The 19,775-nt window shown below is 73.5% G+C and carries 20 protein-coding genes; 9 read left to right on the top strand and 11 right to left on the bottom strand.

Features of this window, described 5'->3' with window-relative positions; genetic code table 11:
• Positions 1–74: 74 nt before the first annotated feature.
• Together ACFY4B_RS25390 and ACFY4B_RS25385 are read left to right on the top strand one after the other, a co-directional pair.
• The gene (locus tag ACFY4B_RS25390; protein ID WP_387971241.1) at positions 75–503 is read left to right on the top strand and encodes an SMI1/KNR4 family protein; all 429 of its coding nucleotides are present in this window, start codon (positions 75–77) and stop codon (positions 501–503) included.
• Positions 504–663: 160 nt separating this feature from the next.
• Positions 664–1,023: a hypothetical protein gene (locus ACFY4B_RS25385; RefSeq protein ID WP_387971239.1), complete on the top strand. Its 360-nt coding sequence runs from the start codon at positions 664–666 to the stop codon at positions 1,021–1,023.
• 371 nt (positions 1,024–1,394) lie between these two features.
• Here the strand turns inward: ACFY4B_RS25385 and ACFY4B_RS25380 are convergent, their stop codons facing one another.
• A complete protein-coding gene (locus ACFY4B_RS25380) occupies positions 1,395–2,459 on the bottom strand; it encodes an aldo/keto reductase (RefSeq protein ID WP_380742796.1) in 1,065 nt (354 codons plus the stop codon).
• A 117-nt stretch (positions 2,460–2,576) separates the two neighbouring features.
• On the opposite strand from ACFY4B_RS25380, the gene ACFY4B_RS25375 reads away from it, so the two are divergent.
• Positions 2,577–3,479: a helix-turn-helix domain-containing protein gene (locus tag ACFY4B_RS25375; protein ID WP_387971235.1), complete on the top strand. Its 903-nt coding sequence runs from the start codon at positions 2,577–2,579 to the stop codon at positions 3,477–3,479.
• 49 nt (positions 3,480–3,528) lie between these two features.
• Here the strand turns inward: ACFY4B_RS25375 and ACFY4B_RS25370 are convergent, their stop codons facing one another.
• The 3 genes from ACFY4B_RS25370 to ACFY4B_RS25360 form a co-directional block, all read right to left on the bottom strand.
• The gene (locus ACFY4B_RS25370) at positions 3,529–4,167 is read right to left on the bottom strand and encodes a hypothetical protein (RefSeq protein ID WP_387971232.1); all 639 of its coding nucleotides are present in this window, start codon (positions 4,165–4,167) and stop codon (positions 3,529–3,531) included.
• Between the two features lie 69 nt (positions 4,168–4,236).
• Positions 4,237–5,817 carry an alpha/beta fold hydrolase gene (locus ACFY4B_RS25365; RefSeq protein ID WP_387971230.1) on the bottom strand — a complete coding sequence of 527 codons (1,581 nt, stop codon included), beginning with the start codon at positions 5,815–5,817 and terminating at the stop codon, positions 4,237–4,239.
• A gap of 300 nt (positions 5,818–6,117) precedes the next feature.
• A complete protein-coding gene (locus ACFY4B_RS25360) occupies positions 6,118–7,227 on the bottom strand; it encodes an FAD-dependent oxidoreductase (RefSeq protein WP_387971227.1) in 1,110 nt (369 codons plus the stop codon).
• A 124-nt stretch (positions 7,228–7,351) separates the two neighbouring features.
• On the opposite strand from ACFY4B_RS25360, the gene ACFY4B_RS25355 reads away from it, so the two are divergent.
• Both ACFY4B_RS25355 and ACFY4B_RS25350 read left to right on the top strand, forming a co-directional pair.
• Positions 7,352–7,945, top strand: coding sequence for a TetR/AcrR family transcriptional regulator (locus tag ACFY4B_RS25355; RefSeq protein ID WP_074003577.1), 594 nt, complete (start codon positions 7,352–7,354; stop codon positions 7,943–7,945).
• Between the two features lie 156 nt (positions 7,946–8,101).
• Positions 8,102–8,650, top strand: coding sequence for a hypothetical protein (locus ACFY4B_RS25350; RefSeq protein ID WP_380742784.1), 549 nt, complete (start codon positions 8,102–8,104; stop codon positions 8,648–8,650).
• Positions 8,651–8,960: 310 nt separating this feature from the next.
• Here ACFY4B_RS25350 and ACFY4B_RS25345 read toward each other — a convergent pair whose 3' ends face one another.
• Both ACFY4B_RS25345 and ACFY4B_RS25340 read right to left on the bottom strand, forming a co-directional pair.
• Positions 8,961–9,458 (bottom strand): phosphoribosyltransferase, encoded by a 498-nt coding sequence (locus ACFY4B_RS25345; protein WP_049651192.1) that lies wholly within the window; start codon positions 9,456–9,458, stop codon positions 8,961–8,963.
• 141 nt (positions 9,459–9,599) lie between these two features.
• Entirely contained in the window at positions 9,600–10,595 is a 996-nt protein-coding gene (locus tag ACFY4B_RS25340) for a helix-turn-helix transcriptional regulator (RefSeq protein ID WP_387971223.1), read from the bottom strand.
• A 135-nt stretch (positions 10,596–10,730) separates the two neighbouring features.
• Here ACFY4B_RS25340 and ACFY4B_RS25335 point away from each other — a divergent pair, with 135 nt between their 5' ends.
• Positions 10,731–11,129, top strand: coding sequence for a VOC family protein (locus ACFY4B_RS25335; RefSeq protein ID WP_074003579.1), 399 nt, complete (start codon positions 10,731–10,733; stop codon positions 11,127–11,129).
• Between the two features lie 15 nt (positions 11,130–11,144).
• Here the strand turns inward: ACFY4B_RS25335 and ACFY4B_RS25330 are convergent, their stop codons facing one another.
• Positions 11,145–12,035: a helix-turn-helix transcriptional regulator gene (locus ACFY4B_RS25330; RefSeq protein ID WP_387971221.1), complete on the bottom strand. Its 891-nt coding sequence runs from the start codon at positions 12,033–12,035 to the stop codon at positions 11,145–11,147.
• A gap of 162 nt (positions 12,036–12,197) precedes the next feature.
• Here ACFY4B_RS25330 and ACFY4B_RS25325 point away from each other — a divergent pair, with 162 nt between their 5' ends.
• Entirely contained in the window at positions 12,198–12,977 is a 780-nt protein-coding gene (locus tag ACFY4B_RS25325; protein ID WP_387971218.1) for an NAD(P)H-dependent oxidoreductase, read from the top strand.
• 219 nt (positions 12,978–13,196) lie between these two features.
• Here ACFY4B_RS25325 and ACFY4B_RS25320 read toward each other — a convergent pair whose 3' ends face one another.
• On the bottom strand, positions 13,197–15,590 hold the full coding sequence (locus ACFY4B_RS25320; RefSeq protein ID WP_387971216.1) for an ATP-binding protein: 2,394 nt from the start codon (positions 15,588–15,590) through the stop codon (positions 13,197–13,199).
• 138 nt (positions 15,591–15,728) lie between these two features.
• Here ACFY4B_RS25320 and ACFY4B_RS25315 point away from each other — a divergent pair, with 138 nt between their 5' ends.
• Complete coding sequence (locus tag ACFY4B_RS25315; protein WP_387971214.1) at positions 15,729–16,643, top strand: hypothetical protein; 915 nt, start codon at positions 15,729–15,731, stop codon at positions 16,641–16,643.
• A gap of 26 nt (positions 16,644–16,669) precedes the next feature.
• Here ACFY4B_RS25315 and ACFY4B_RS25310 read toward each other — a convergent pair whose 3' ends face one another.
• Positions 16,670–17,587: a LysR family transcriptional regulator ArgP gene (locus tag ACFY4B_RS25310; protein WP_074003582.1), complete on the bottom strand. Its 918-nt coding sequence runs from the start codon at positions 17,585–17,587 to the stop codon at positions 16,670–16,672.
• 69 nt (positions 17,588–17,656) lie between these two features.
• Between ACFY4B_RS25310 and ACFY4B_RS25305 the strand changes: the two genes are divergently transcribed.
• Positions 17,657–18,280, top strand: a complete 624-nt coding sequence (locus ACFY4B_RS25305; RefSeq protein ID WP_387971213.1) for a LysE/ArgO family amino acid transporter — start codon at positions 17,657–17,659, stop codon at positions 18,278–18,280.
• Positions 18,281–18,439: 159 nt separating this feature from the next.
• Here the strand turns inward: ACFY4B_RS25305 and ACFY4B_RS25300 are convergent, their stop codons facing one another.
• Positions 18,440–19,435, bottom strand: coding sequence for a hypothetical protein (locus tag ACFY4B_RS25300; RefSeq protein WP_387971211.1), 996 nt, complete (start codon positions 19,433–19,435; stop codon positions 18,440–18,442).
• Positions 19,432–19,764 (bottom strand): PadR family transcriptional regulator, encoded by a 333-nt coding sequence (locus ACFY4B_RS25295; RefSeq protein WP_079272352.1) that lies wholly within the window; start codon positions 19,762–19,764, stop codon positions 19,432–19,434. The genes ACFY4B_RS25300 and ACFY4B_RS25295 overlap by 4 nt, the downstream gene beginning before the upstream one ends.
• Between the last annotated feature and the right edge of the window lie 11 nt (positions 19,765–19,775).

Below are 19,775 nucleotides of genomic sequence, written 5' to 3'. Positions count from 1 at the left end.
CTCCCCGGTCGGTGAGATCGGGGAGCAGCCGCCTTTCCGAGTTGATTCCACAATATTTCCGAGGTGTACGACACATGGGCACGATGGCAAGGATTCTGAACGCGTACCCGGAGGCGCTGCAAGGGGCGGTCGGCCTGACGCCGGAGCAGATCACGCTGATCGAGCAGGACCAGGAAGTCGCACTCCCCGAGGACTATCGGGAGTTCCTGGCCCTGGCTGGCGGGGGCGGATTCCGCGCGCTGCGCGGCGAGACCTACGCGTTCCCGGAGCTCCTGGGAATCAAGAAGTACGCCCGGGAGATCCTGGAGGAGTCGAATCCCGGGGAGTCGCTCGACGGCTGTGTGGTATTCATGGGTCATCAGGGGTACATCTACTACTTCATCGGCCCTGCCGAGAAGGGCGGGAAAACCTACGAGATCGCCGAGGATACGGAAGGCGTCTTCGAAATCGCGGCCTCCTTCTCCGCGTTCATTCGCGGGATGCTGCAGGAATCCTCCTCCTGACGGTCCCGTGGCCCTGGCCGCGCCGCCGTCCAACGCGCCCACGGCCCCACCCGCCGGGCATGCAAGGGCGGTCGTGCGTGGTGTCGGGTGCGAGGACGGCGGCATCGCCGGGTTGAAGGCCGTACTGCGTCAGCCTCTTCATCCCAGGGCCGCCTGACCGATGCCGTCATCGGCGAACCGTCCCCTACACCCATTCCTGACGACAGCCCGTACCTGGACTGGCACCTGGGTCGCCCAACTCGCCGCCCCCTCCGCCGAACGCATCGACGCCGGCGACCACCAGATCCTCGTCGACCACACCATCAACCCCCAGGCCCACGCCCAACCCGACGGCCACGGCGGATGGACCGTCACCCAACGCGGCCCGCTGCCCCTGTGGGGCCACGTCGAGGACGCCATCGAGTCCTGGCAGGCGGTCGGCGCACCGCACCAGGACCACCTCAGCATCACCGTCGCCGGCGACGGCCAGCGGGCCTGGTTCAGCGACGAGGACGGACCCAGCTGGCGCCTGCCGGTGTGATCTCTCCGTCGGCGGTGGCCACGTTGGTAGAGCGGAAGACGGTGGGGTCCCCAGTGGCTTTGCAGTACCGAGAGGCCCCTGCGGACTGCGACTCAGCGTCAGCAGCGGTACCGGCGGCACCACCAGCATCGCGAGAATCCTCTGATCCGGACGGCTCAGCAGGATGCGAACGGGCACGGCTCCGTGCCTACCGACCGGCGATGCCTAGTTTCGCGCGACCAACAAGCGTATGGCGCGATCGCCGACGACGCTCTCGCACTGCTGAGCCAGGCCCGATGAGGCTGGGGCAAGGGCCCGCTCCTATGCTTGCGGCACCGATGAAGGAGGGCAACGGCGGGGCGGCAGCGGCGCCCTTGGGAAGCCGTCAGGTCTCAGGGGCGGGGGGCGATCTTCAGGTCGCCCCGGGTGACCTGGCGGATGTGGGGGCCGGCCAGCAGGTCGTGCGGGTAGCCGAGTTCGATGCGGCCGGCCTCGTCGAGGCGGTCCGACTGGGCGGCGCTGAGTTCGACCTCCAGGGCGCCCAGGTTGTCCTCCAGCTGCGTGAGCGTGCGGGCGCCGACGACGGGCGCCGTCACGCCCGGCCGGTGCAGCGTCCAGGCGAGCGCGACCTGCGCGGGTGTGCGGCCCAGTTCGGCGGCGACCTCCTTCACGACCTCGGCGACGGCGAGGGCGCGTTCGGTGACCATGCCCAGTCCGGCGTTGAAGCTCCTCCGGGTGCCCTCCCCGGGGCCGGCGGCCGCCGCGGTCAGGTCGGCGCGGCCGTACGTGCCGGTGAGCAGGCCGCCCGCCAGCGGGGAGTACGGCAGCACGCCCAGGCCCATCTCCCGTGCCATCGGGACGAGATCGCGTTCCGCCGCCCGGTTGAGGAGGTTGTACTCGATCTGCAGGGCGACCAGCGGGGACCAGCCGCGCAGGTCGGCGACCGCCTGCATGCGCGAGACCTCCCAGGCCGGGACGTTGGAGACCGCCACGTACAGGACCTTGCCCTGCCGGACCAGGTCGTCCATGGCGCGCAGGATCTCCTCGACCGGCGTCGTGAAGTCCCACACGTGCAGGTACAGCAGGTCGAGGTAGTCCGTGCCCAGCCGCCGGAGGCTGGACTCCACCGAGGCGAACATGCTCTTGCGGTGGCTCCCCGCGGAGTTCGGGTCGCCCGGCCGGCGCAGCGTGGTGTACTTCGTCGCCAGCACCAGGCCCTCGCGGCCGCCCCGGGTGAACTCGCCCAGCTGGCGCTCGGAACTGCCGTCGGTGTACGTGCTGGCGGTGTCGATGAAGTTGCCGCCGCGCTCGACGTAGGCGTCGAACAGCCTGCGCGCCTCTGCCTTCTCCGCGCCCCAGCCGAACTCGGTGCCGAATGTGGCCGTGCCCAGCGCGAGCGGTGAGACCCGCAGTCCGGAGCGGCCCAGCAGCCGGTAACTGTCGAGGGTGAGTGCCATGGTGACCTCCCGTGTTCGTGATCCGTCGTCGACAGCGAGTCTGCGGTGGCGACGGGGCACGGATAAGGGAGGGGACTTCCTGGGAACACCCGTCCTACCCTGGCTGTTGCGCCGGTCATGACGACCTCCGCGCCGGACAGGACCCAGACCCAGGAGCTGGCCGCGTTCCTGCGCAGCCGGCGCGAACGCCTGGATCCCCGGGACGTCGGCCTGCCGGCGCGCCTCCGGAACCGCCGCACCCCGGGGCTGCGCCGTGAGGAGGTCGCCGAACTGGCCGGGGTCAGCGTCGACTACGTCGTCCGGCTGGAACAGGCCCGCGGGCTGCGCCCCTCCCCCGACGTGCTCCAGGCCCTGGCCCGGGCGCTGCGCCTGGCCCCCGACGAGCGCGCCTACCTCTTCGACCTGGCCCTGCGGCGGCCCCCCGGCGCCGACCGGCCCGCCACCGCCGCCGCGCCGCCGCTGGCCCGGCTGGTCGCCGACCTCGCACCGCTGCCCGCCATGCTCCTGAACCACCGCTACGACATCCTGGCCTGGAACGCCGAAATGGCGGGACTGATGGTCGACTTCGACGCTCTGCCGCCCCCGCAGCGCAACGCGATGTGGCTGTGCCTCATGCATCCGCGGGTGCGGGAGTTCTACCTCGACCGCGAACGCGTGGTGCGGGAGGGGATCGCCCACCTGCGCGCCGCGTGGGCCGCCCACCCGGAGGACCGGGCCCTGAGCGGCCTCATCGCCGAATTCACCGCCGGTGACGAGGAGTTCGCGCGCCTGTGGGCCGAGCGGGACGTCCGGGTCAACGGCCGCGGCCACAAGGCGCTGCGACACCCCGAGGCCGGCGTGCTCACCGTGCAGTTCGAGACCCTCAGGCCGCTCCAGGACCCGGACCAGCTGCTGGTGATCTACCGTGCGGCGGACGCGGAGAGTCAGGCGGCCCTGGACCGGCTGCGCGTAGCTGCCGCCGGTCCGCGGCAGGGGCCCGACGGGCTCTCGCACGCGCCCGGCTCCTCGCACCGGCCCTGACCGTCGGCCACTCACCACGGAGCGGCAGAGGCGGCACCTGTACGTGGAGTCAGCCGAGGTCGAACTGCCAGTACGCGGTGTCGCGGAACCCGGGCGACTTCGGGGCGACCTCGACCGTGACCGGGCCTCCCGCCTTGTCGGGCTTCACCCGCACCGGCACGGTGCGCTTCTGCTCCGTGCCGAGGGGCGGTGTGAGGGCGGTGACGGTCGCGGCCTGGTCCAGGAAGGTCATACCGGGAGCAGGGACGGGAGCCGAGCCGAAGGCGGAAGGGGTGGACAGCGGGCCGGAGTCGATGGCGTTCCCCGCCCGGACCACGACGGCGGCGGCACCACCGGTCGTGCCGACGCCGGTGTCGGGGGACGTCCCACCGGGGCGCAACTCCTCACCCGTGCCGTTGTCGTAGGTGATCGTGAAGCTGTAGCTGCCGTCGGGTTCCCGGCGGGGAGGGCCCACGGTGATCCTCAGGCCGTCGTCGTAACGGGCGGTCCCGCCGGCGCGCAGGGGCTCGACGACGCTTCCGGGGCCTTTGACGTACCCGTGCTGGGTCAGGGAGTCCTCGAACTTGGCCAGCGCCATGGCTCCCAGGACGACCAGGGCGGTGAGGACCGCCAGCGCGACCCCGAGGACGGTGGCCCAGCGCGGGGTGTCGGAGGGCCGGGGGCAGGCGGGAACCGCGTTCGTGTCCATACGGGTCACGGTAGGGAAACAGCTGGTCGGAACGCATGAGCGGACGTACTCAAGGGCCCCTGAGTAGGCCTACGCGGTGCAGGTGCGGTCGCGGGCGGGGAGGTGCCCGGTGGCGAGGTAGGCGTTGACGGTGGTGTCGACGCAGGAGCTGCCGTGGACGCCGTAGTTGGCGTGCTGGTTGGCGCCCGCGAGGGTGAGCAGGCGGGAGCTGGGGAGGCGGTCGTGCAGGGCGGTGCTGCGGGTGTAGGGGACACGGGGGTCGCCGGTGGAGGCGACGATCAGGGCCGGGGTGTCGTGGCGGACCTGGACGGGGGCTTCGCGAGGGCGGTCCCAGAAGGCGCAGGGGGTGATGTTCTCGGTCAGCGGGGCGAACAGCGGGTGGGCGGCGCGGGCGCGTTCGATGTCGCTCCAGTACGTCTCGGGGTCGCGCGGGGCGGGTGCGTCTGCGCACAGGATGGCGGTCTGGGCGCTGCCGGTGGCGGAGCCGGCGGGGGTGAACACGGAGCGCAGGAGGTCGGCGAAGGCGGGCGGCAGGGTGGAGGGGTGGCCCTGGGCGGCCCGGGCGAGCAGGGACATCTGCTCGGCCAGGGAGGCGCGCGCCGGGTCGGTGTCATCGGCCATCCCCGTGAACAGCAGGGCGGGGACCTGGCTGTCGTCGAGGCGGAAGGTGTCGGGGGCGGTCCCCACGGTGAGCGGTTCGCGGGAGGAGGCGGCGATGACGCCGTCGAGGGTGGCGCGTACCTCCTCCCGGGTGCGGCCGAGGCCGTAGGTGCCGTCGCGGGCGGCGGTCCAGTCGGCCCAGTCGTCGTACGCCTTCTCGTTCTCGGCCTCGGTTCCCTTCATGAGGCGGGGGTTGTAGCGGTCGGGGTCCAGGGCGCTGTCGAGGACCACCCGGTCGTAGCGGGTGGGGAACATCTGGGTGTAGGCCGTGCCCAGGTAGGTGCCGTAGGAGTAGCCCAGGTAGGAGATCCGCCGTTCGCCGAGCGCGCCGCGCACGACGTCGATGTCCCGGGCGGTGTTGCGTGTCGTGACGTGCGGCAGGACGTCGGCGTTGGTGGCCCGGCAGCGGTCCGCGACGTCTCTGGCCCGGGCGGTCTGGCGGTCGAAGCCGGCCCGGTCGGGGCCGGCCGACAGCAGGCCGGGTCCGGAGGGCAGGCCGCAGTCCAGGGGGGTGCTGCGGCCGGTGAAGCGCGGGTCCATGCCGATCACGTCGTAGCGGGCGCCGGTTTCCTTCATCACGGGGCGCACGGTGAGCCCGATGCCGAGGCCTGGGCCGCCCGGGCCTCCGGGGTTCACCAGGAGGGAGCCGATCCGGTGGCGGGTGTCGGTGGCCTTCAGGCGGGACACGGCGACGGTGATGGTCCTGCCGCCGGGGTCGCCGTAGTCGAGGGGTACGGTCACGTCCGCGCATCGCGCGCCGGCGGCGTCGAGGGTGCGGCCCGTCCGGTCCTCCCCGCCCCGAGCGCAGCCGTGCCAGTCCAGGCGCTGCTGGTAGTAGCGGCCGAGTCCGGCGGCAGGGGCCGCGTCGACGGCGGCGACCGGCGTCGCGGCGAGGGCGGCGGGTGCGACGGCCAGGCAGGTGGTGAGGCCCGTGGCGAGGACGAGCCCCGCGGCCGAGGCGCGCCGGACGGTGGTGCCGGTGATGGTCATGCTGCTCTCTCCCGGAGGGGTGACGGACGCGTCCAGCCCGGAGGACGTCCGGGCCGTGCCGGTCGAGCCTCTCAACGCGCCTCCCCCGAAGGCATCGCCCTGTGACACGAACTGGCGGTACGTCAGACGCACCAGGGCGGGCCTTCGGCATACGACCGGCGTACCATTCCGCCCGTGCCTTCCGCGGGGCGGACGCGGTACCGGAACGCGTCGAGGGGGCCGTCGGAGTCGATAGGTAGTAGTCCCGCCCCCTGGACGACTTCGGCGCCTTCGGCATCGTCGAGCGGTGGTGGAGTCGACTCAGCGGGCCGTCGCGGGAACGAGGTGGTCGAGGCCCTGGGCACTTCCCGTCGCCGCCTTGATCGAGCGGGGCAGCATGACGTGCTCGTAGGCGCGGACGGCGGCGCCGACGCTGGATTCGGTGACGAGGGCGTGGGCGAGGTCGGCGCCGTCGAGCATGGCGAGGTTGGCGCCCAGTCCGACCGGGGGCATCAGGTGTGCGGCGTCGCCGAGCAGCGTCACTCCGGGCACGTGCGTCCAGGCGTGCGGGGCGGGCAGCACGTGCAGGGGCCGGCTGACGAAGCCGTGGTCGCTGTCGCGCAGGATCCGCAGCAGGCCGTCGTCCCAGCCGTCGAACATCTCCAACAGGTGCTCCCGCACGGCCCGTTGGTCGCCGAGGTCGAGTCCGGCGGCCGTGTGCCAGTCCTGCGGCTCGCGCAGCGCGAGGTAGCCGCGGATGTGACCGTTGCTGTTGCGCTGGGCGACCAGGGTCCGGCCGACGCCCTTCGCCAGCAGCGATCCGTTGCCGACCAGTCGGGCGAGTTCGGGGTGGCGGGTGTCGCACTGGTCGAAGCCGGTCTCGACGAAGGTGACACCGGTGTAGTGGGGTACGGCGGGGGACAGCGCCGGGCGGACCCGTGACCAGGCGCCGTCGGCACCGACCACCAGGTCGAACTCCTCGGACGTACCGTCGCCCAGGAGCAGCCGGCACGTGCCGCCCGCCAGCGGGGTGACCCCGGCGGCGGCACGGTCCCACCGCACCGTGTCCGGAGCGAGCGAGTCCAGCAGCAGGCCGCGCAGTTGGCCGCGGTCGATCTCCGGCCGGCCCCCGCCCGCGGTCGGCCCCCGCTGCGCGAGGAGGGCGCCGGTGGCATGGTCGAGCACCCGCCACTCGTCGCCCTCGGGGCGGGCCAGGGCATGGAACCGGTCGAGCAGGCCTGCCGACCGCAGGGCGGCCTGGCCGGTGTCGGCGTGCAGGTCGAGGGAGCCGCCCTGCGGGCGCGCGTCGGCGTCGGCTTCACGTTCGAACACCGTGACGGCGCGGCCGTGTTGCTGCAGGATCCGGGCACAGGTCAAGCCGCCGGGGCCGGCGCCGACGATCGCGATGCGGGGGGCACGGGCAGTGGGCACAGGTGCGTCCTTCCAGTGGTGGGCGGGTCGCCGGGCGGCCCGACACCACCAAGAAAGCACACTCGCTAAATAAGTGCAATGACTACACTTTCAGAGTGGATGCACTTCGGGCTATGGTGGTCGGGTGACCGAAGCGATTGGGCGCCGCGAGCGCAAGAAGGCCCAGACCCGCCAGTCCCTGGCCGACGCCGCACTCGAACTCTTCCTCGAACACGGCTACGACCAGGTCGGTGTCAAGGACGTCGCCGACGCCGCGGACGTCTCGGTGACCACCCTGTTCAAACACTTCACCAGCAAGGAGGCGCTGGTCTTCGACCAGGACGACGACCTGGAGGCGGCCCTCGTCGCGGCCGTGCGCGAGCGGCCCCCGGGCCGGTCGGTCCCACAGGCGCTGCGCGAGCACCTGCTGCTGAACCAGACCCGGTTCGCCATTCACGCCGCCGACCCGCGGTTCGCCGACTTCACCCGCCTGGTGCAGGACACCCCCGCGCTGCGCGACTACTCCCAACGGATGTGGACCCGCCACGAAACGGCCCTGGCGCGGGCCATCGCGCAGGCCGTGGACGCGCCCGACGACGACGTCAGCTGCGTCGCCCTGGCCCGGTTCGCCCTGGCGGCCCGCAGCCTGATCCTGCAGCACCCCGAACCGCGCCGGGCCGCCGACGAGGCCTTCGCCCTGCTCGAACACGGCTGGGCGGCCTCCCATCCGAGCAGCTGACCCGATCCGCGAGAGCCCCGATGCGCGCGCAGGCGCCGCGTGCTCCCGGCCGCGGCCCCCATGATCCGCAGATCGCACCGATTGTCGCGAAGCCTTGACACTGCGCCACGGGCTGAGAACCCTGGTGCTGTACTCCAGGGACGCGAGGGACACGGCATGCCATGGGTTGACGAGAGCAAACGCCACCGGGGTTTCCCGGCGGCGGTGTTGGCGGACGGCAGCGAGCCGGAGCCGCTGCCGGACGGGCGCACCACCTGGTGGCTCTACAACGGTGCGGACGGCCCCCGGGCCACCGCGGTGCGCGGTGGTTGCAGCTGCGGCTGGCGGGGCGAGCAGGTGCACCGGTTGGACTTCGGCGACGACTCGGCGACCGAGGCGGTGGGCAAGGACACCGGGCCGTTCGCGGACTGGGAGTCGCACGTCGACCTGGCCGAGGGTGTGGTGCCGCGCGAGGTCGAGGACCTGATCGCGGCGCTGGTCGACCGGATCTGCGACCTGACGGAGAGCAGGCCGTACGCCGCCGCCCGTGCGGCCGGCCGGTTCGAGCGCGCCGCCGCTTCGACCGCGCTGCTGGCCGGCCGCAGGGCCCACCGCAACCTGATGACCTGGGAGTACATCGGCCGCGCCTTCGGCTGTGGGCCGGCGGAGGCGCAGGAGCGGTTCGGCGAGACGCCGCAGGACGGCGACCGGGACGACGAGGTGTAGGTCGTCGGTCGTCACGCATCGGGCGGGCGGTGCGAGCACCGGTGCCGGTACTGGTGAGGACACCGCCAAGCGGGTGCCCGCGTCACCACGACGGGCACCCGCTCCTCAACCACCCCCGGTCCCTGCCAGGACCGGGCTCCCGCCCCGATGCTGCCGCACCCTTGCCCGCGCGCGCCAGCTCCACCCCCCGAAGGGGTGACAGGTCCCAACCCTTCCGATTTTTTCTGCTCCACAGGAGCCCGCCCTGGGAGCGTCCCGGCCTGGGGGCGTCCCGGCGTCCGGCGCGGACCGCTTCCGGTCGGGCCTCCGGTCAGGCGTCGAGGACCTGGCCTTCGCGCTTGACGACCGGTCCTTCCGTCGACCACGGGAACTCGATCCAGTCGTCGGTCCGCTTCCACACGTACTCGCACTTCACCAGGGAGTGCGACTTCTCGTAGATGACGGCGGACCGGACCTCGGCGACGTGGTCGAGGCAGAAGTCGTGCACGAGCCGCAGGGTCTTGCCCGTGTCGGCGACGTCGTCGGTGATCAGGACCTTCTTGTCGGTGAAGTCGATCGCGGCGGGAACGGGCGCCAGCATGACGGGCATCTCGAGGGTGGTGCCCACGCCCGTGTAGAACTCGACGTTCACCAGGTGGATGTTCTTGCAGTCCAGCGCGTACGCCAGACCGCCCGCCACGAACACCCCGCCGCGGGCGATGCTCAGGACGAGGTCGGGCTCGTAGCCGTCGTCGGCGATCGTCTGCGCGAGTTCGCGCACCGCCCGCCCGAAGGTCTGGTAATCCAGGGTCTCACGCACATCAGTCACGACGATCAGTGTCCTTGGCCGTCGGCCGGGCCGCGAGTTCCGGCACGCTCTGGACCGGAAGTGTGGTGCTTCACACGTCGGCCGAGCGCTCCGGCTCCCCGGGCCACGGCGGCCGGCCCGCGGGGAGTCGGGCGGGTGCCGTCAGGTCCGGCGGGCGTGGGAGGCCAGGCGGTCGGCGAGGGCGGTGACGAGGGTGCGCAGTTCCTCCGGGCGCTCGATGACGAACGGCCGGTCGATCGCGGCGAGGAGCGGCGGCAACCAGTCGAGGCGCTCCGCCCGTAGCTCGACGCGCAGCCAGCGCTCGGCGGTCGGGTCCCCGTCCGGTGTCGGTGCCGGGTCGTGGTCCTCCAGTGTCGCGACGCCGGCGGGCAGGTGGGCGCGGATCTGCTCGGCCGTGCCGTGGATGCGCAGCGTCACCTCGTGCCGGTAGTCGGCCGTGGCGAAGCCCGACAGCAGGCGGTCGGCCGGGTCGGGGCCGGCGGGCGCGTCGAACGTGCCGGGCAGGGCCCTCGCGTCCGCGACGCGGTCGAGCCGGAAGGTCCGGTCCTCGCCGATCCCGGGGTCCGCACCCGTGACGTACCAGCGGTTCGCGTGGGCGACGATCCCGTACGGGTGCAGCGTGCGTTCGCTGGGCCGGCCGTCGCGGTCGGTGTACCTGAGGGAGACCGGCCGGCGGTGGCGCACCGCGTCGGCGAGGGTGAGCAGGATCCCGGCGTCCGGGGCGGCGTCCCCGCCGGAGCCGTCCGTGAAGGAGAGGGCGTCCAGGAGCGTGTCGAGCCGGGCCGCCACGTGCCGGGGCAGCACCCGGCGGATCTTGGCGGCAGCAGTCTCGCCCGCCGTGCGCTCGGCCGTCGCCAGTCCCGTCCGGCGTCCGGCGAGCAGTCCGAGCAGCACGGCGAGCGCCTCGTCCTCGCCGAGCATGAGCGGGGGAAGGCGGTAGCCCGGGGAGATCCGGTAGCCGCCGTACCGGCCGCGCACCGACTCCACGGGCACGTCGAGGTCGATCAGGTGGTCCACGTAGCGCCGCACGGTGCGCCCGTCGACGCCGAGGCGGTCGGCCAGTTCGGCCAGCGTCCGGGTACCGCCCGACTGCAGCAGCTCCAGGAGGGTCAGCACACGGCCGGTGGGTCGGGACATGTCCACAGCCTAGGCGGATAGTGGACAGGTTCTGTCCACTATCCCTCCTAGTCTGCGGAGCGCACGGCCGCTCAGCGGCACCAGCACTCAGCCGCGCGACCGCGGCCGGCTCCGACCCCGTCCCAGGAGGACACCATGGACTTCGTTTCGATCCGCATCATCACCGGCGACGTCGCACGCCTGGTCGAGTTCTACGAACGCGCCACGCAGGTACGGGCGGAGTGGGCCACCGAGGACTTCGCCGAGCTCCGGACCCCGGGAGCCACCCTCGCGATCGCGGGCACCCGCACCGTCCCGCTGTTCGCCCCGGGCTCCGCCCGCCCGGCCGCCAACCAGAGCGTCATCACCGAGTTCCTCGTCGACGACGTGGACCGCGTCCACCGCGACCTGACCGGGTTCGTCACGGACTTCGTCACCGAGCCGACCACGATGCCCTGGGGCAACCGCTCCCTGCTGCTCCGCGACCCCGACGGCAACCTCGTCAACTTCTTCACGCCCGTCACCCCGGCGGCCATCGCGAAGTTCACCCGCTGACGGGGCACCCCGCCGCTACGCCTTCCCCGCCCGCCGAAGCAGGTCTTCGTCACCCGCGGCGCCCGCAGCACCGACGGCCGCCGCGCCGCAGGGCTCGCCGGTGTCCGTGCCCAGCCCCGCGAGCAGGCGCAGTCCGTCCTCGGCGGGGCTGCCGGGGGCCGCGGACAGCACCAGCAGCTCGATGCCCGGCTCGTCCGGCAGTGCGAAGTTCTCCTGATGCAGTTCCAGCGGTCCGACCAGGGGGTGCCGGTACGCCTTGCGTCCGTGGGTGCGGGCGCGGACGTCCGCGCGGGCCCAGAGGCGACGGAAGCGCTCGCTGCCCATCGCCAACTCGCCGATGAGCGAGGCCAGTCGGGGGTCGTCGGGGTACTGGCCGGCGGCCAGCCGCAGGTGCCCGACCACGTCGAGGGTGCAGTTCTCCCAGTCGGCGTAGAGGCCGCGGTCGGCCTCCTCCAGGAAGATGTGCCGGGCGGTGTTCAGGCCCGGCATCGGGCGGCCGAGGAGGAGGCCGGCGAGGCGGTTCCCGGCGAGGACGTCCAGGCGGTGGTTCATGATCAGCGCGGGTGCGCCGGCCACTAGGTCGAGGACGCGCAGCAGTTCCGGCCGGACCCGGCTGCCCGGCGCCGTCGCACGGCGGCGGCGCTGCCGCGCGAGGCGGTAGAGGTGCCCGCGTTCGGTCTCGTCGAGGTCGAGGACGCGGGCGAGCGCGTCGAGGACCTGCTCGGAGGGCTGGGTCGCGCGGCCCTGCTCCAGGCGTACGTAGTAGTCGACGCTGACGCCTGACAGGTGCGCGACCTCCTCGCGGCGCAGCCCCGCGACCCGGCGGCGGCTGTCGGTGGGGATGCCGACGGTGGCCGGATCGACCCGGGAACGCCTGGTCCGTAGGAAGCCCGCGAGATCGTCCATGCCCCTCAGTATGGCCGCGGCGGGCGCCCGTTCGGCCGGCTCGGGTGCCCGCGAGGGTGGCCCTGCCGGTACCAGGAAGTCCGGTCCGACGGAAGCGGCGCCCCTGAACGCCGGGCGCCGCGGCGTCCAGGATCGGAGGCATCCGATCCGAAGGAGTCCCCCGTGAAGACGCTGATCGTCCACGCCCACCCGGAGCCGAAGTCGCTCAACAGCTCGCTGAAGGACCTCGCGGTGTCCACCCTGGAGACCGCCGGGCACGAGGTACGGGTGAGCGACCTGTACGCGATGAACTGGAAGGCGGTCGTGGATGCCGCGGACTACGGCCCCGAGGCCTCGAGTCCGCTGAAGGTCGCTCTGGACTCGGGCCGGGCCTTCGAGGCCGGCACGCTCTCCCCGGACGTCCTCGCCGAGCAGGAGAAGCTGCTGTGGGCCGACACGATCGTCTTCCAGTTCCCGCTGTGGTGGTACACGATGCCCGCGATCCTCAAGGGGTGGGTGGACCGGGTGTTCACCTACCGCTTCGCGTACGGCGTCGGCGAGCACAGCGCCACCAGGTACGGCGAGCGCTTCGGCGAGGGCACCCTCGCGGGCCGGCGGGCGCTGCTGTCGGTGACCGTCGGCGGCCCGGAGTCGCACTACGCCGCTCGCGGGATCAGCGGCCCCATCGACGACCTGCTGTTCCCGTTCCAGCACGGCGTCCTCTACTACCCGGGCATCGAGGTGCTGCCGCCGTTCGTGCTGTACGGCAGCGACCGGATGACCGACGAGGACTACCCGGCCGTCGCCCGGGCCTGGGAGCAGCGCCTGCTCACCCTGGAGTCGACCGAGCCGATCGCGTTCCGGCGGCAGAACTTCGGCGACTACGAGATCCCCTCGCTGCACCTGAAGGAGGGGCTGGAGCCCGCGGGCCGCACGGGGTTCGGGCTGCACGTGCGCGGCTGAGGGCGGTCGACTCGGTCCCCCGACTCGGTCTGTCGGCTCGGTCCACCGATTCAGTCTGCCGGCTCGGTCCACCGACTCGGACCGTCGGCTCGGTCTGCTACTTCAGTCCGCCGGCTGGGTCGGACAACCCAGTCTGGCAGCTGGGTCGAGCAACCCAGTCCATCGGCTGGGTCGAACGACAAAGTCCGTCGGCTGGGTTGAACAACCCAGTTCTCCGACTCAGTCCGCCGGCGACCGCTCCGCGAGCCCCCGGCGCCGCGGGCCCCGGGCGGGACCGCCTCGCTGCTCGTACGTCCACACCGCCAGCTGTGTGCGCGAGGCGAGCCCCAGCTTGCCCAGGATGCGTTCGACGTGGTTCTCCGCGGTTCGCTGCGCGATCGTGAGGCGCGCCGCGATGTCCTTGTTGGTGAGGCCCTCGGCGACCAGTTCCGCGACCTGGCTCTCGCGCTTCGTCAGGCCCGGCACCCCGGCCGGGTCGTCGAGGACGTGGGCCATCGCCTCGTCCACGGTGGCGCGCGCTCCACGGCGGAACTCCCGGTCGAAGGCGGCCGCGCCCAGCGCCTCCCGTACCGCGGCGTCCAGGCGCAGGTGCTGGGTGCGCATGAACGGCGCCGCGCCGAGCCGCCCGCCCAGTGACTCCCACAGCAGGTGCAGCACGCCCAGGAGCCGGGCAGTGCGCCGCGGGTCGTCCCGGGTGCTCCAGGCGATGACCTCCACGCACATGGCCACGTCCCACCAGTCCTGGAACGGGCGCAGCCGGGCGATGGCCGCCCTGGCGTGCGTGGTCGCGTCGGCGGGCGCGTCCGCGCGCAGGGCCAGCAGGGCGCGGGCGAGGAGGGCCATGCCGTGCAGCCATGACTCGCCGTGCGTGCGGGCGGCCGCCTCGACCTCGCCGCACGCCTCCTCGGCCACGGCGGCCTCGCCCCCGCAGGCGTGCGCGATGGCGAACTTGACCCGGCACTCGAGGGCCGCGTCGAGGCAGCCCAGCGCGCGGAACTCGGTGCGCGCCCGCGCGAACAGTTCGGCGGCGCTCGCGTAGTCCTCGCGCCAGACGGCGAGGATCCCGTGGTGGTGCCACACCCACGCCGACTCCTGCCGGTGGCCGCCCTGTTCGGCCGCCGCCTCGCACGCGGCGAGCGCCTGCCGTACGTCGGCGTCCGGGTCGCCCTGCAGAATGCGCAGGTACGTGTCGGTGACCCGGGCGTGGACGCGGACGGCGGCATCCGGGCCCGCTGTGCCGTCACCGTCGCCGTCACCGCCGTCCTGCGCGCGGTCGGCGGCGAGCAGCTGCGACAGCCAGTGGCGCCCCTCGGACAGCAGGCCCGCGGTCATCCAGTAGTGCCGGGGCGACACGGCCAGGGCCAGACCGGCCCGGGCCTGCCCGGGCCGCTCCAGGCAGAACCCCAGGGCGGCGCGCAGATTCGGGTGGTCCAGGCGAAGGCGCGTGAACCAGTCGACCTGCCGGGGCCCGAACCACTCCCGCCCTGCTCGTGCGGTCAGTTCGGCGTACCGGTCCCGATGGCGGCCGCGCAGGGCGTCGAGCGAGCCGGACGCGGCCAGCCGCTGGTGCCCGTACTCCCGTACCGTCTCCAGCATGTGGTAGCGCGAACGTCCCTGCACATGGCGGCAGTTGACGATCGACCGGGCCACCAGGCCGTCGAGGGCGTCGAGCAGGGCGGCGGGCGGCAGTTCGGCGTCCGCGCAGACCCGTTCGAGGCTCTCCAGGTCGAAGCCGCCGCGGAACACCGAGGCCCGCGACCAGAGCAACCGCTCGCGCCCCGTGCACAGTTCGTGGCTCCAGTCGATCAACGCGCGCAGGGTGCGCTGCCGGTCGGCGGCGACGCTGCTCCCGCCGGTGAGCAGCGCGAACCGGTCCGTGAGCCGCTCCAGGACCTCCTGCGGCGTCAGGCTCCGGATGCGGGCGGCGGCCAGTTCGATCGCGAAGGGCAGCCCGTCCAGGCGGCGGACGAGCTCGGCGACGGCTGCGGCGTCCGGCCTGGTCAGGGTGAATCCGGGCAGCACGGCGGCGGCCCGGTCGACGAACAGCGCGACGGCCGGATTGCCGTTCAGGTCGCGCAGGCCGTGACCCGCCCGCGCGTCCGGCACCGGCAACGGCTCCACGGGGAAGACCTGTTCGCCCGCGATGCCGAGCGGCTGCCGGCTCGTCGCCAGGACGCGCAGTCCGGGCGCGGCCCGCAGCAGCGCGTCGGTGAGGCGGGCGCACGCGTCGACCAGGTGCTCGCAGTTGTCCAGGACCAGCAGGGCGCGCCGCTCGCGCAGCCGGGCGGCGAGGACGGCCGCCGCGTCGGCGCCGGGGTGCCCCGGATTCGCCACGTCGAGGGTGCCGAGGACGCTCGATGCGAGCAGTTCCGGGTCCCGGAGGTCGGCGAGTTCGGCGACGTACACGCCGTCGGGGAAGGCGGAGCGCGCCGCGTCCGCCGCCACGCGCAGCGCCAGCCGGGTCTTGCCCACGCCTCCGGTGCCGCTGAGCGTCACCAGACGCGCGCCGGACAGCAGCCGGGCGATCCGGGCCGTGTCCGCCCGCCGCCCGATCAGCGGCGTCAGTTCGGCGTCGAAGCCGGCGAACGTCCCCGCGGCTGCCCCCGTTCCCATGGGTGGTCATCCTACGGACGCGCGCTGACGGTACCGGCACGGAAAGCGTGCGGGAATTGAGTAGTTCTCCCGTTGTCCCCCGCACGCACCCGCCCGAGACTCGACGACGCGGTATCGGACGGCTATGCGAGGTGTGTGGTGACGGCAGGCACGGCGGCGGGGTCGGAGCGGAGCGGGCGGCTGCTGGGGCAGCGGGTGTGGACCTACCAGGGGGCCTACGTACGCAGGCCGACGACCGCGCTGGTCGTGCTCCTCATCCTGTTCGGCGTGCTGTGCTCCCTCGTCGGCAAGTACTACGACGAGGACTCCTCGTTCCGCCTCGCGTTCTGGGCCCTGCCCGTGGCGGCCCTGGGGTGCCTCGCCCTGTGCGTGCGGCACGCCCGGATCCGGATCCGGGAGTACGAGCACGGCTTCGAGCTGCGCCGGCCGGGGCGCCGCACGCTGCGGTACGCGTGGCAGGAGATCGCCTCCGTCGAGTCGACCCGGGTGTCCGTCCACTTCAACTCGGCGCACTCGCACGACGTGCTCAAGACCGTGATCCGCCCCTACGCGGGCGGCCGGATCCGCCTCCGGGGCCTGGACTACATCAGGGTCCAGGAGGAGTGCGGCTTCTGGCGGATGATCACGAAGGCGCACCCCACCACCGGCGCGCGCTTCGTCTCGGACGCGACGCAGTCCGTCGCCGTGGCCCGTGCGCAACGCCTCCTGGACGAGCTCGGCGCGGGCGGGTCGTTCCGCTGGGGCGCCCTGACCTTCACCGCCGAGGGGATGACCCTCTCCCCGTTCCCCGCGCCGATCGCCTGGTCCCGGATCGCCCTCGTCTCCGCGCGCCCGGCGGACGGTGTCCGGCTCGACGTCCGGGGACTGGCCTCGCACGTCGGCAGCCGGGCCCTGTCGGGGCGCGCGACGAAGGCGGGCTACCGCACCGAAGGGGACCGGCTGGAGGTGTTCGTGCCCGTCCGCCGCCCCGGATCGGACTACGTGGCGCTGAGCGTCCTGCTCGCCCACGGCGCCGCCCTGCGGAGCGGGCAGGACCAAGGACACGAGGGATAGCGAGGGCGGGCCGAGCCCCGGCCGGTCTACGGCCGGCGGCGGGTGGGCCCGGGCCGCAGGGCCTCGGCGGCGGCCGCCGCGACTGCCTCGGCGACCGTGGACAAGGCGGGCGAGTCCAGCTTCCACTGCTGCCAGTACAGGGGGACGTCCATCGGCCGGGCGGGTGCCAGCTCCACCAGCCGCCCGGACCGCAGCAGCGGCTCGGCCTGGGGTTCGGGCACCAGGCCCCAGCCGAGACCGGCGGCCACCGCGTCCCGGAACCCGTCCGAGGCGGGCACCAGGTGGCGGATCCGCCCGGCGCCCGACCGCCCCCGGGTGAGGGACCGGACGAACTCGTCCTGGAGCTCGTCGCGCCGGTCGAAGGCCACGGTGGGGGCCCGGCCCAGATCCTCGGCCAGGTCCCCGGTGAGATGACGGGCCGCGAACTCCGGTGTGGCCACGGCCAGGTAGCGGGCCAGCCCGAGCCGCCGCACGGTGCAGCCGGCCACCGGGTCGGGCGAGGAGGTGACGGCGGCCATCACCTGGCCCTCGCGCAGCAGGGCGGTGGTGTGGGCCTCGTCCTCCCGGTGGAGCTCGAAGCAGATCGGCGGGTCCTGCGGCACCCGGGTGAGCGCGGGCAGGAACCAGGTCGCGAGGGAGTCGGCGTTGACCGCGATCGGGACCCGGGCCGGGCCCTGCTCGGCCGCCAGGCCCAGTTCGGCGCGGGCGTCGCGTTCCAGCCGGGCGAGCTGGCGGGCGAACCGGACCACCACCTCGCCGGACTCGGTGGGCCGCACCGGCTTGGTGCGCATCAGCAGGACCCGACCGGTGCGCTGTTCCAGGGCCTTGACGCGCTGGCTGACGGCGGAGGGGGTCACGTGCAGGGCGGCGGCCGCGGCGTCGAAGGTGCCCTCGTCGACCACCGCGAGCAGGGTCCGGACCTGGTCCAGGGGAAGCTCGTCCATAAGTACGGCTAAGGTTACTTTAGAATCTTTAGCTGTACTCATCTATACGCGGTCCATACGGTCGGACCCATGACCAGCAGCACCATCGCCGCCGCACTCGCCGGATTCGGTACCGGACTCTCCCTCATCGTGGCCATCGGGGCCCAGAACGCGTTCGTCCTGCGCCAGGGCGCCCGCCGGCACGCCGTCCTCGCGGTCGTCGCCATCTGCGCCGTCTCGGACGCGGCGCTGATCGCGCTCGGCGTGACGGGGGTGGGCACGGTGGTCACGGCCTGGCCCGCGGCGCTGACCGCGGTGGGCCTGGTCGGCGGGGCGTTCCTGCTCTGCTACGGCTTCCTGGCGGCCCGACGGGTGCTGCGCCCGGATCCGGCGGCCGCGCTCACCGGCGGCGGACCGGAGACCGGGTCCGTCCGGCGAGCGGTCCTCACCTGCCTGGCGATGACCTGGCTGAACCCGCACGTGTACCTCGACACCGTGCTCCTGCTGGGCTCGCTGGCCTCCGACCGCGGCGACCTGCGCTGGGCCTTCAGCGCGGGCGCGGCGCTGGCCAGCCTGTGCTGGTTCGCCGCCCTGGGCTTCGGCGCCCGGCTGCTGAGCGGCGTCCTGTCCCGGCCGAGGGCCTGGCGGGTGCTGGACGGACTGGTCGCGGCGACCATGCTGGCGATGGGCGGGATGCTCCTCGCCGGGGCGTAGGGCGCCCTGACCTACCGGCCCCGGCTGCCACCCGCGTGGGTGGCCGGCCATGGTGGCATCCGACCCGACCAGGCCGGATGCCACCATTCGTCCGACGCCGCGCGGACCCGCGGGCGTACGCGCGGGTTCACGACGCGGGGCCGGGGCCGTGCCCGGGGGTCAGGGCTGCTGCGGGTCGGTCCGCGGGCCGAACCGGCCCGTCAGCCGGACCGCCGCGAGGGCGACCGCGTACCCGATGGTGAACAGCACCACCAGGAACAGGACAGCGGTCGCGTTCATGACGTAGTAGCCCGTCAGCGTGGGGGCGACCACGGGCGGCACCCCCAGGACGACGGCCGTCAGGGCCGCCGAGCGGACCGTACGGGTGGTGCAGGCGACGGCCGCGCCGACGACCACCGGGGCGACGAGGGGGAATCCGGTCCGGAAGAACACTCCCTCCCCCGGGCCGGAGACCAGGACGAGGGCGACGTCCGCTGCCGTGGTGGTGAGCACGACCGCCCACGGTACGGCGGAGCGCGGTCGCGTGGTGCGGTCCGGCGGGGCGGCCAGCAGCACCAGGGCGTTGAGGGCGAACAGCACCGTGTCCGGGCCGACCAGACCGTAGGTCAGCGGGCCCCGCGCGTGCGCACCGGGCAGTTCGGGGCCGGCGAGCAGGACGAGCAGCGGGGCCACGACGGTGACCGCCGCCAGGGCGCGGGCCGCCGTCCAACGGCCGGTCAGCGCCGCGACGGCCATCAGCACCGCCGGGACGAGCAGCGCCATCGTGGCGCCGAGCGACCCGACGCGCATCCCGCCGTCCGGGTCGGTGGCGGCCCGGACCGCCCAATAGAGGTGCACGGCCGCGTAGCCACCGGCCAGTGCGGCGGCGAGCGGGGCCGCGGTGGCCAGGGCCCGGCCCGCCGGCCGGTGGGAGACCAGGCCGAGCCGGACCCGGACGCCGTGCCCCGCCACATCGGCCACCTCGCGCAGAGCGGCGAGCGGACTCGCGGTTCGGACATGGCGCTCGGCGTGATCGGCGACCTCCGCCAGCGCGTGGGTGCCGTAGGAGGCCGGGTAGAGGGCGAGGGCGCGGCGCAGCAGGTGGGCCGTCAGGCGGCCCTCCCTGCTCTGCTCCTGGTGATTCTGGTGGTCCTGGTGGTCCTGGTGCGCGGTCATGCCGGGCCTCCCGCGAGCCTGTTCCGGGTGATGGCGAGGCGGCGGTCGGCCTCGCGGAGGGCGGCCCGCAGCCGCCGGCTCTCGTCGGTGAGGGCCTGGGTTCCGGTCGGGGTGAGGGCGAAGACGCGGCGGGGTCGCCCGTCGACCGTCTCCTCCCGTTCGACCCGGATGAGGCCTTCGGCGAGCAGTCGGTCGAGCGTGCCGTACAGGCTTCCGGCGCCGAGCCGGACCCGGCCGTCGGAGATCGCGGCGACCTCGTCGCCGAGCGCGTAGCCGTGCCGGGGCTGGTCGGCGAGGGCGGTGAGCAGCAGGAAGGTGGGCTCCTGCATGGAGCGTTTCT

The organism is Kitasatospora sp. NPDC001261 (assembly GCF_042896795.1).
Lineage (GTDB): Bacteria > Actinomycetota > Actinomycetes > Streptomycetales > Streptomycetaceae > Kitasatospora.
This window is presented reverse-complemented; position numbering and strand designations above follow the sequence as displayed.

Bases quoted from the DNA above. Each gene is read 5' to 3' on its own strand.
- ACFY4B_RS25390 (WP_387971241.1), top strand. From the start codon at position 75: ATGGGCACGATGGCAAGGATTCTGAACGCGTACCCGGAGGCGCTGCAA.
- ACFY4B_RS25385 (WP_387971239.1), top strand. From the start codon at position 664: ATGCCGTCATCGGCGAACCGTCCCCTACACCCATTCCTGACGACAGCC.
- ACFY4B_RS25380 (WP_380742796.1), bottom strand. From the start codon at position 2,459: ATGGCACTCACCCTCGACAGTTACCGGCTGCTGGGCCGCTCCGGACTG.
- ACFY4B_RS25375 (WP_387971235.1), top strand. From the start codon at position 2,577: ATGACGACCTCCGCGCCGGACAGGACCCAGACCCAGGAGCTGGCCGCG.
- ACFY4B_RS25370 (WP_387971232.1), bottom strand. From the start codon at position 4,167: ATGGACACGAACGCGGTTCCCGCCTGCCCCCGGCCCTCCGACACCCCG.
- ACFY4B_RS25365 (WP_387971230.1), bottom strand. From the start codon at position 5,817: ATGACCATCACCGGCACCACCGTCCGGCGCGCCTCGGCCGCGGGGCTC.
- ACFY4B_RS25350 (WP_380742784.1), top strand. From the start codon at position 8,102: ATGCCATGGGTTGACGAGAGCAAACGCCACCGGGGTTTCCCGGCGGCG.
- ACFY4B_RS25340 (WP_387971223.1), bottom strand. From the start codon at position 10,595: ATGTCCCGACCCACCGGCCGTGTGCTGACCCTCCTGGAGCTGCTGCAG.
- ACFY4B_RS25335 (WP_074003579.1), top strand. From the start codon at position 10,731: ATGGACTTCGTTTCGATCCGCATCATCACCGGCGACGTCGCACGCCTG.
- ACFY4B_RS25330 (WP_387971221.1), bottom strand. From the start codon at position 12,035: ATGGACGATCTCGCGGGCTTCCTACGGACCAGGCGTTCCCGGGTCGAT.
- ACFY4B_RS25320 (WP_387971216.1), bottom strand. From the start codon at position 15,590: ATGGGAACGGGGGCAGCCGCGGGGACGTTCGCCGGCTTCGACGCCGAA.
- ACFY4B_RS25310 (WP_074003582.1), bottom strand. From the start codon at position 17,587: ATGGACGAGCTTCCCCTGGACCAGGTCCGGACCCTGCTCGCGGTGGTC.
- ACFY4B_RS25305 (WP_387971213.1), top strand. From the start codon at position 17,657: ATGACCAGCAGCACCATCGCCGCCGCACTCGCCGGATTCGGTACCGGA.
- ACFY4B_RS25300 (WP_387971211.1), bottom strand. From the start codon at position 19,435: ATGACCGCGCACCAGGACCACCAGGACCACCAGAATCACCAGGAGCAG.
- ACFY4B_RS25295 (WP_079272352.1), bottom strand. From the start codon at position 19,764: ATGCAGGAGCCCACCTTCCTGCTGCTCACCGCCCTCGCCGACCAGCCC.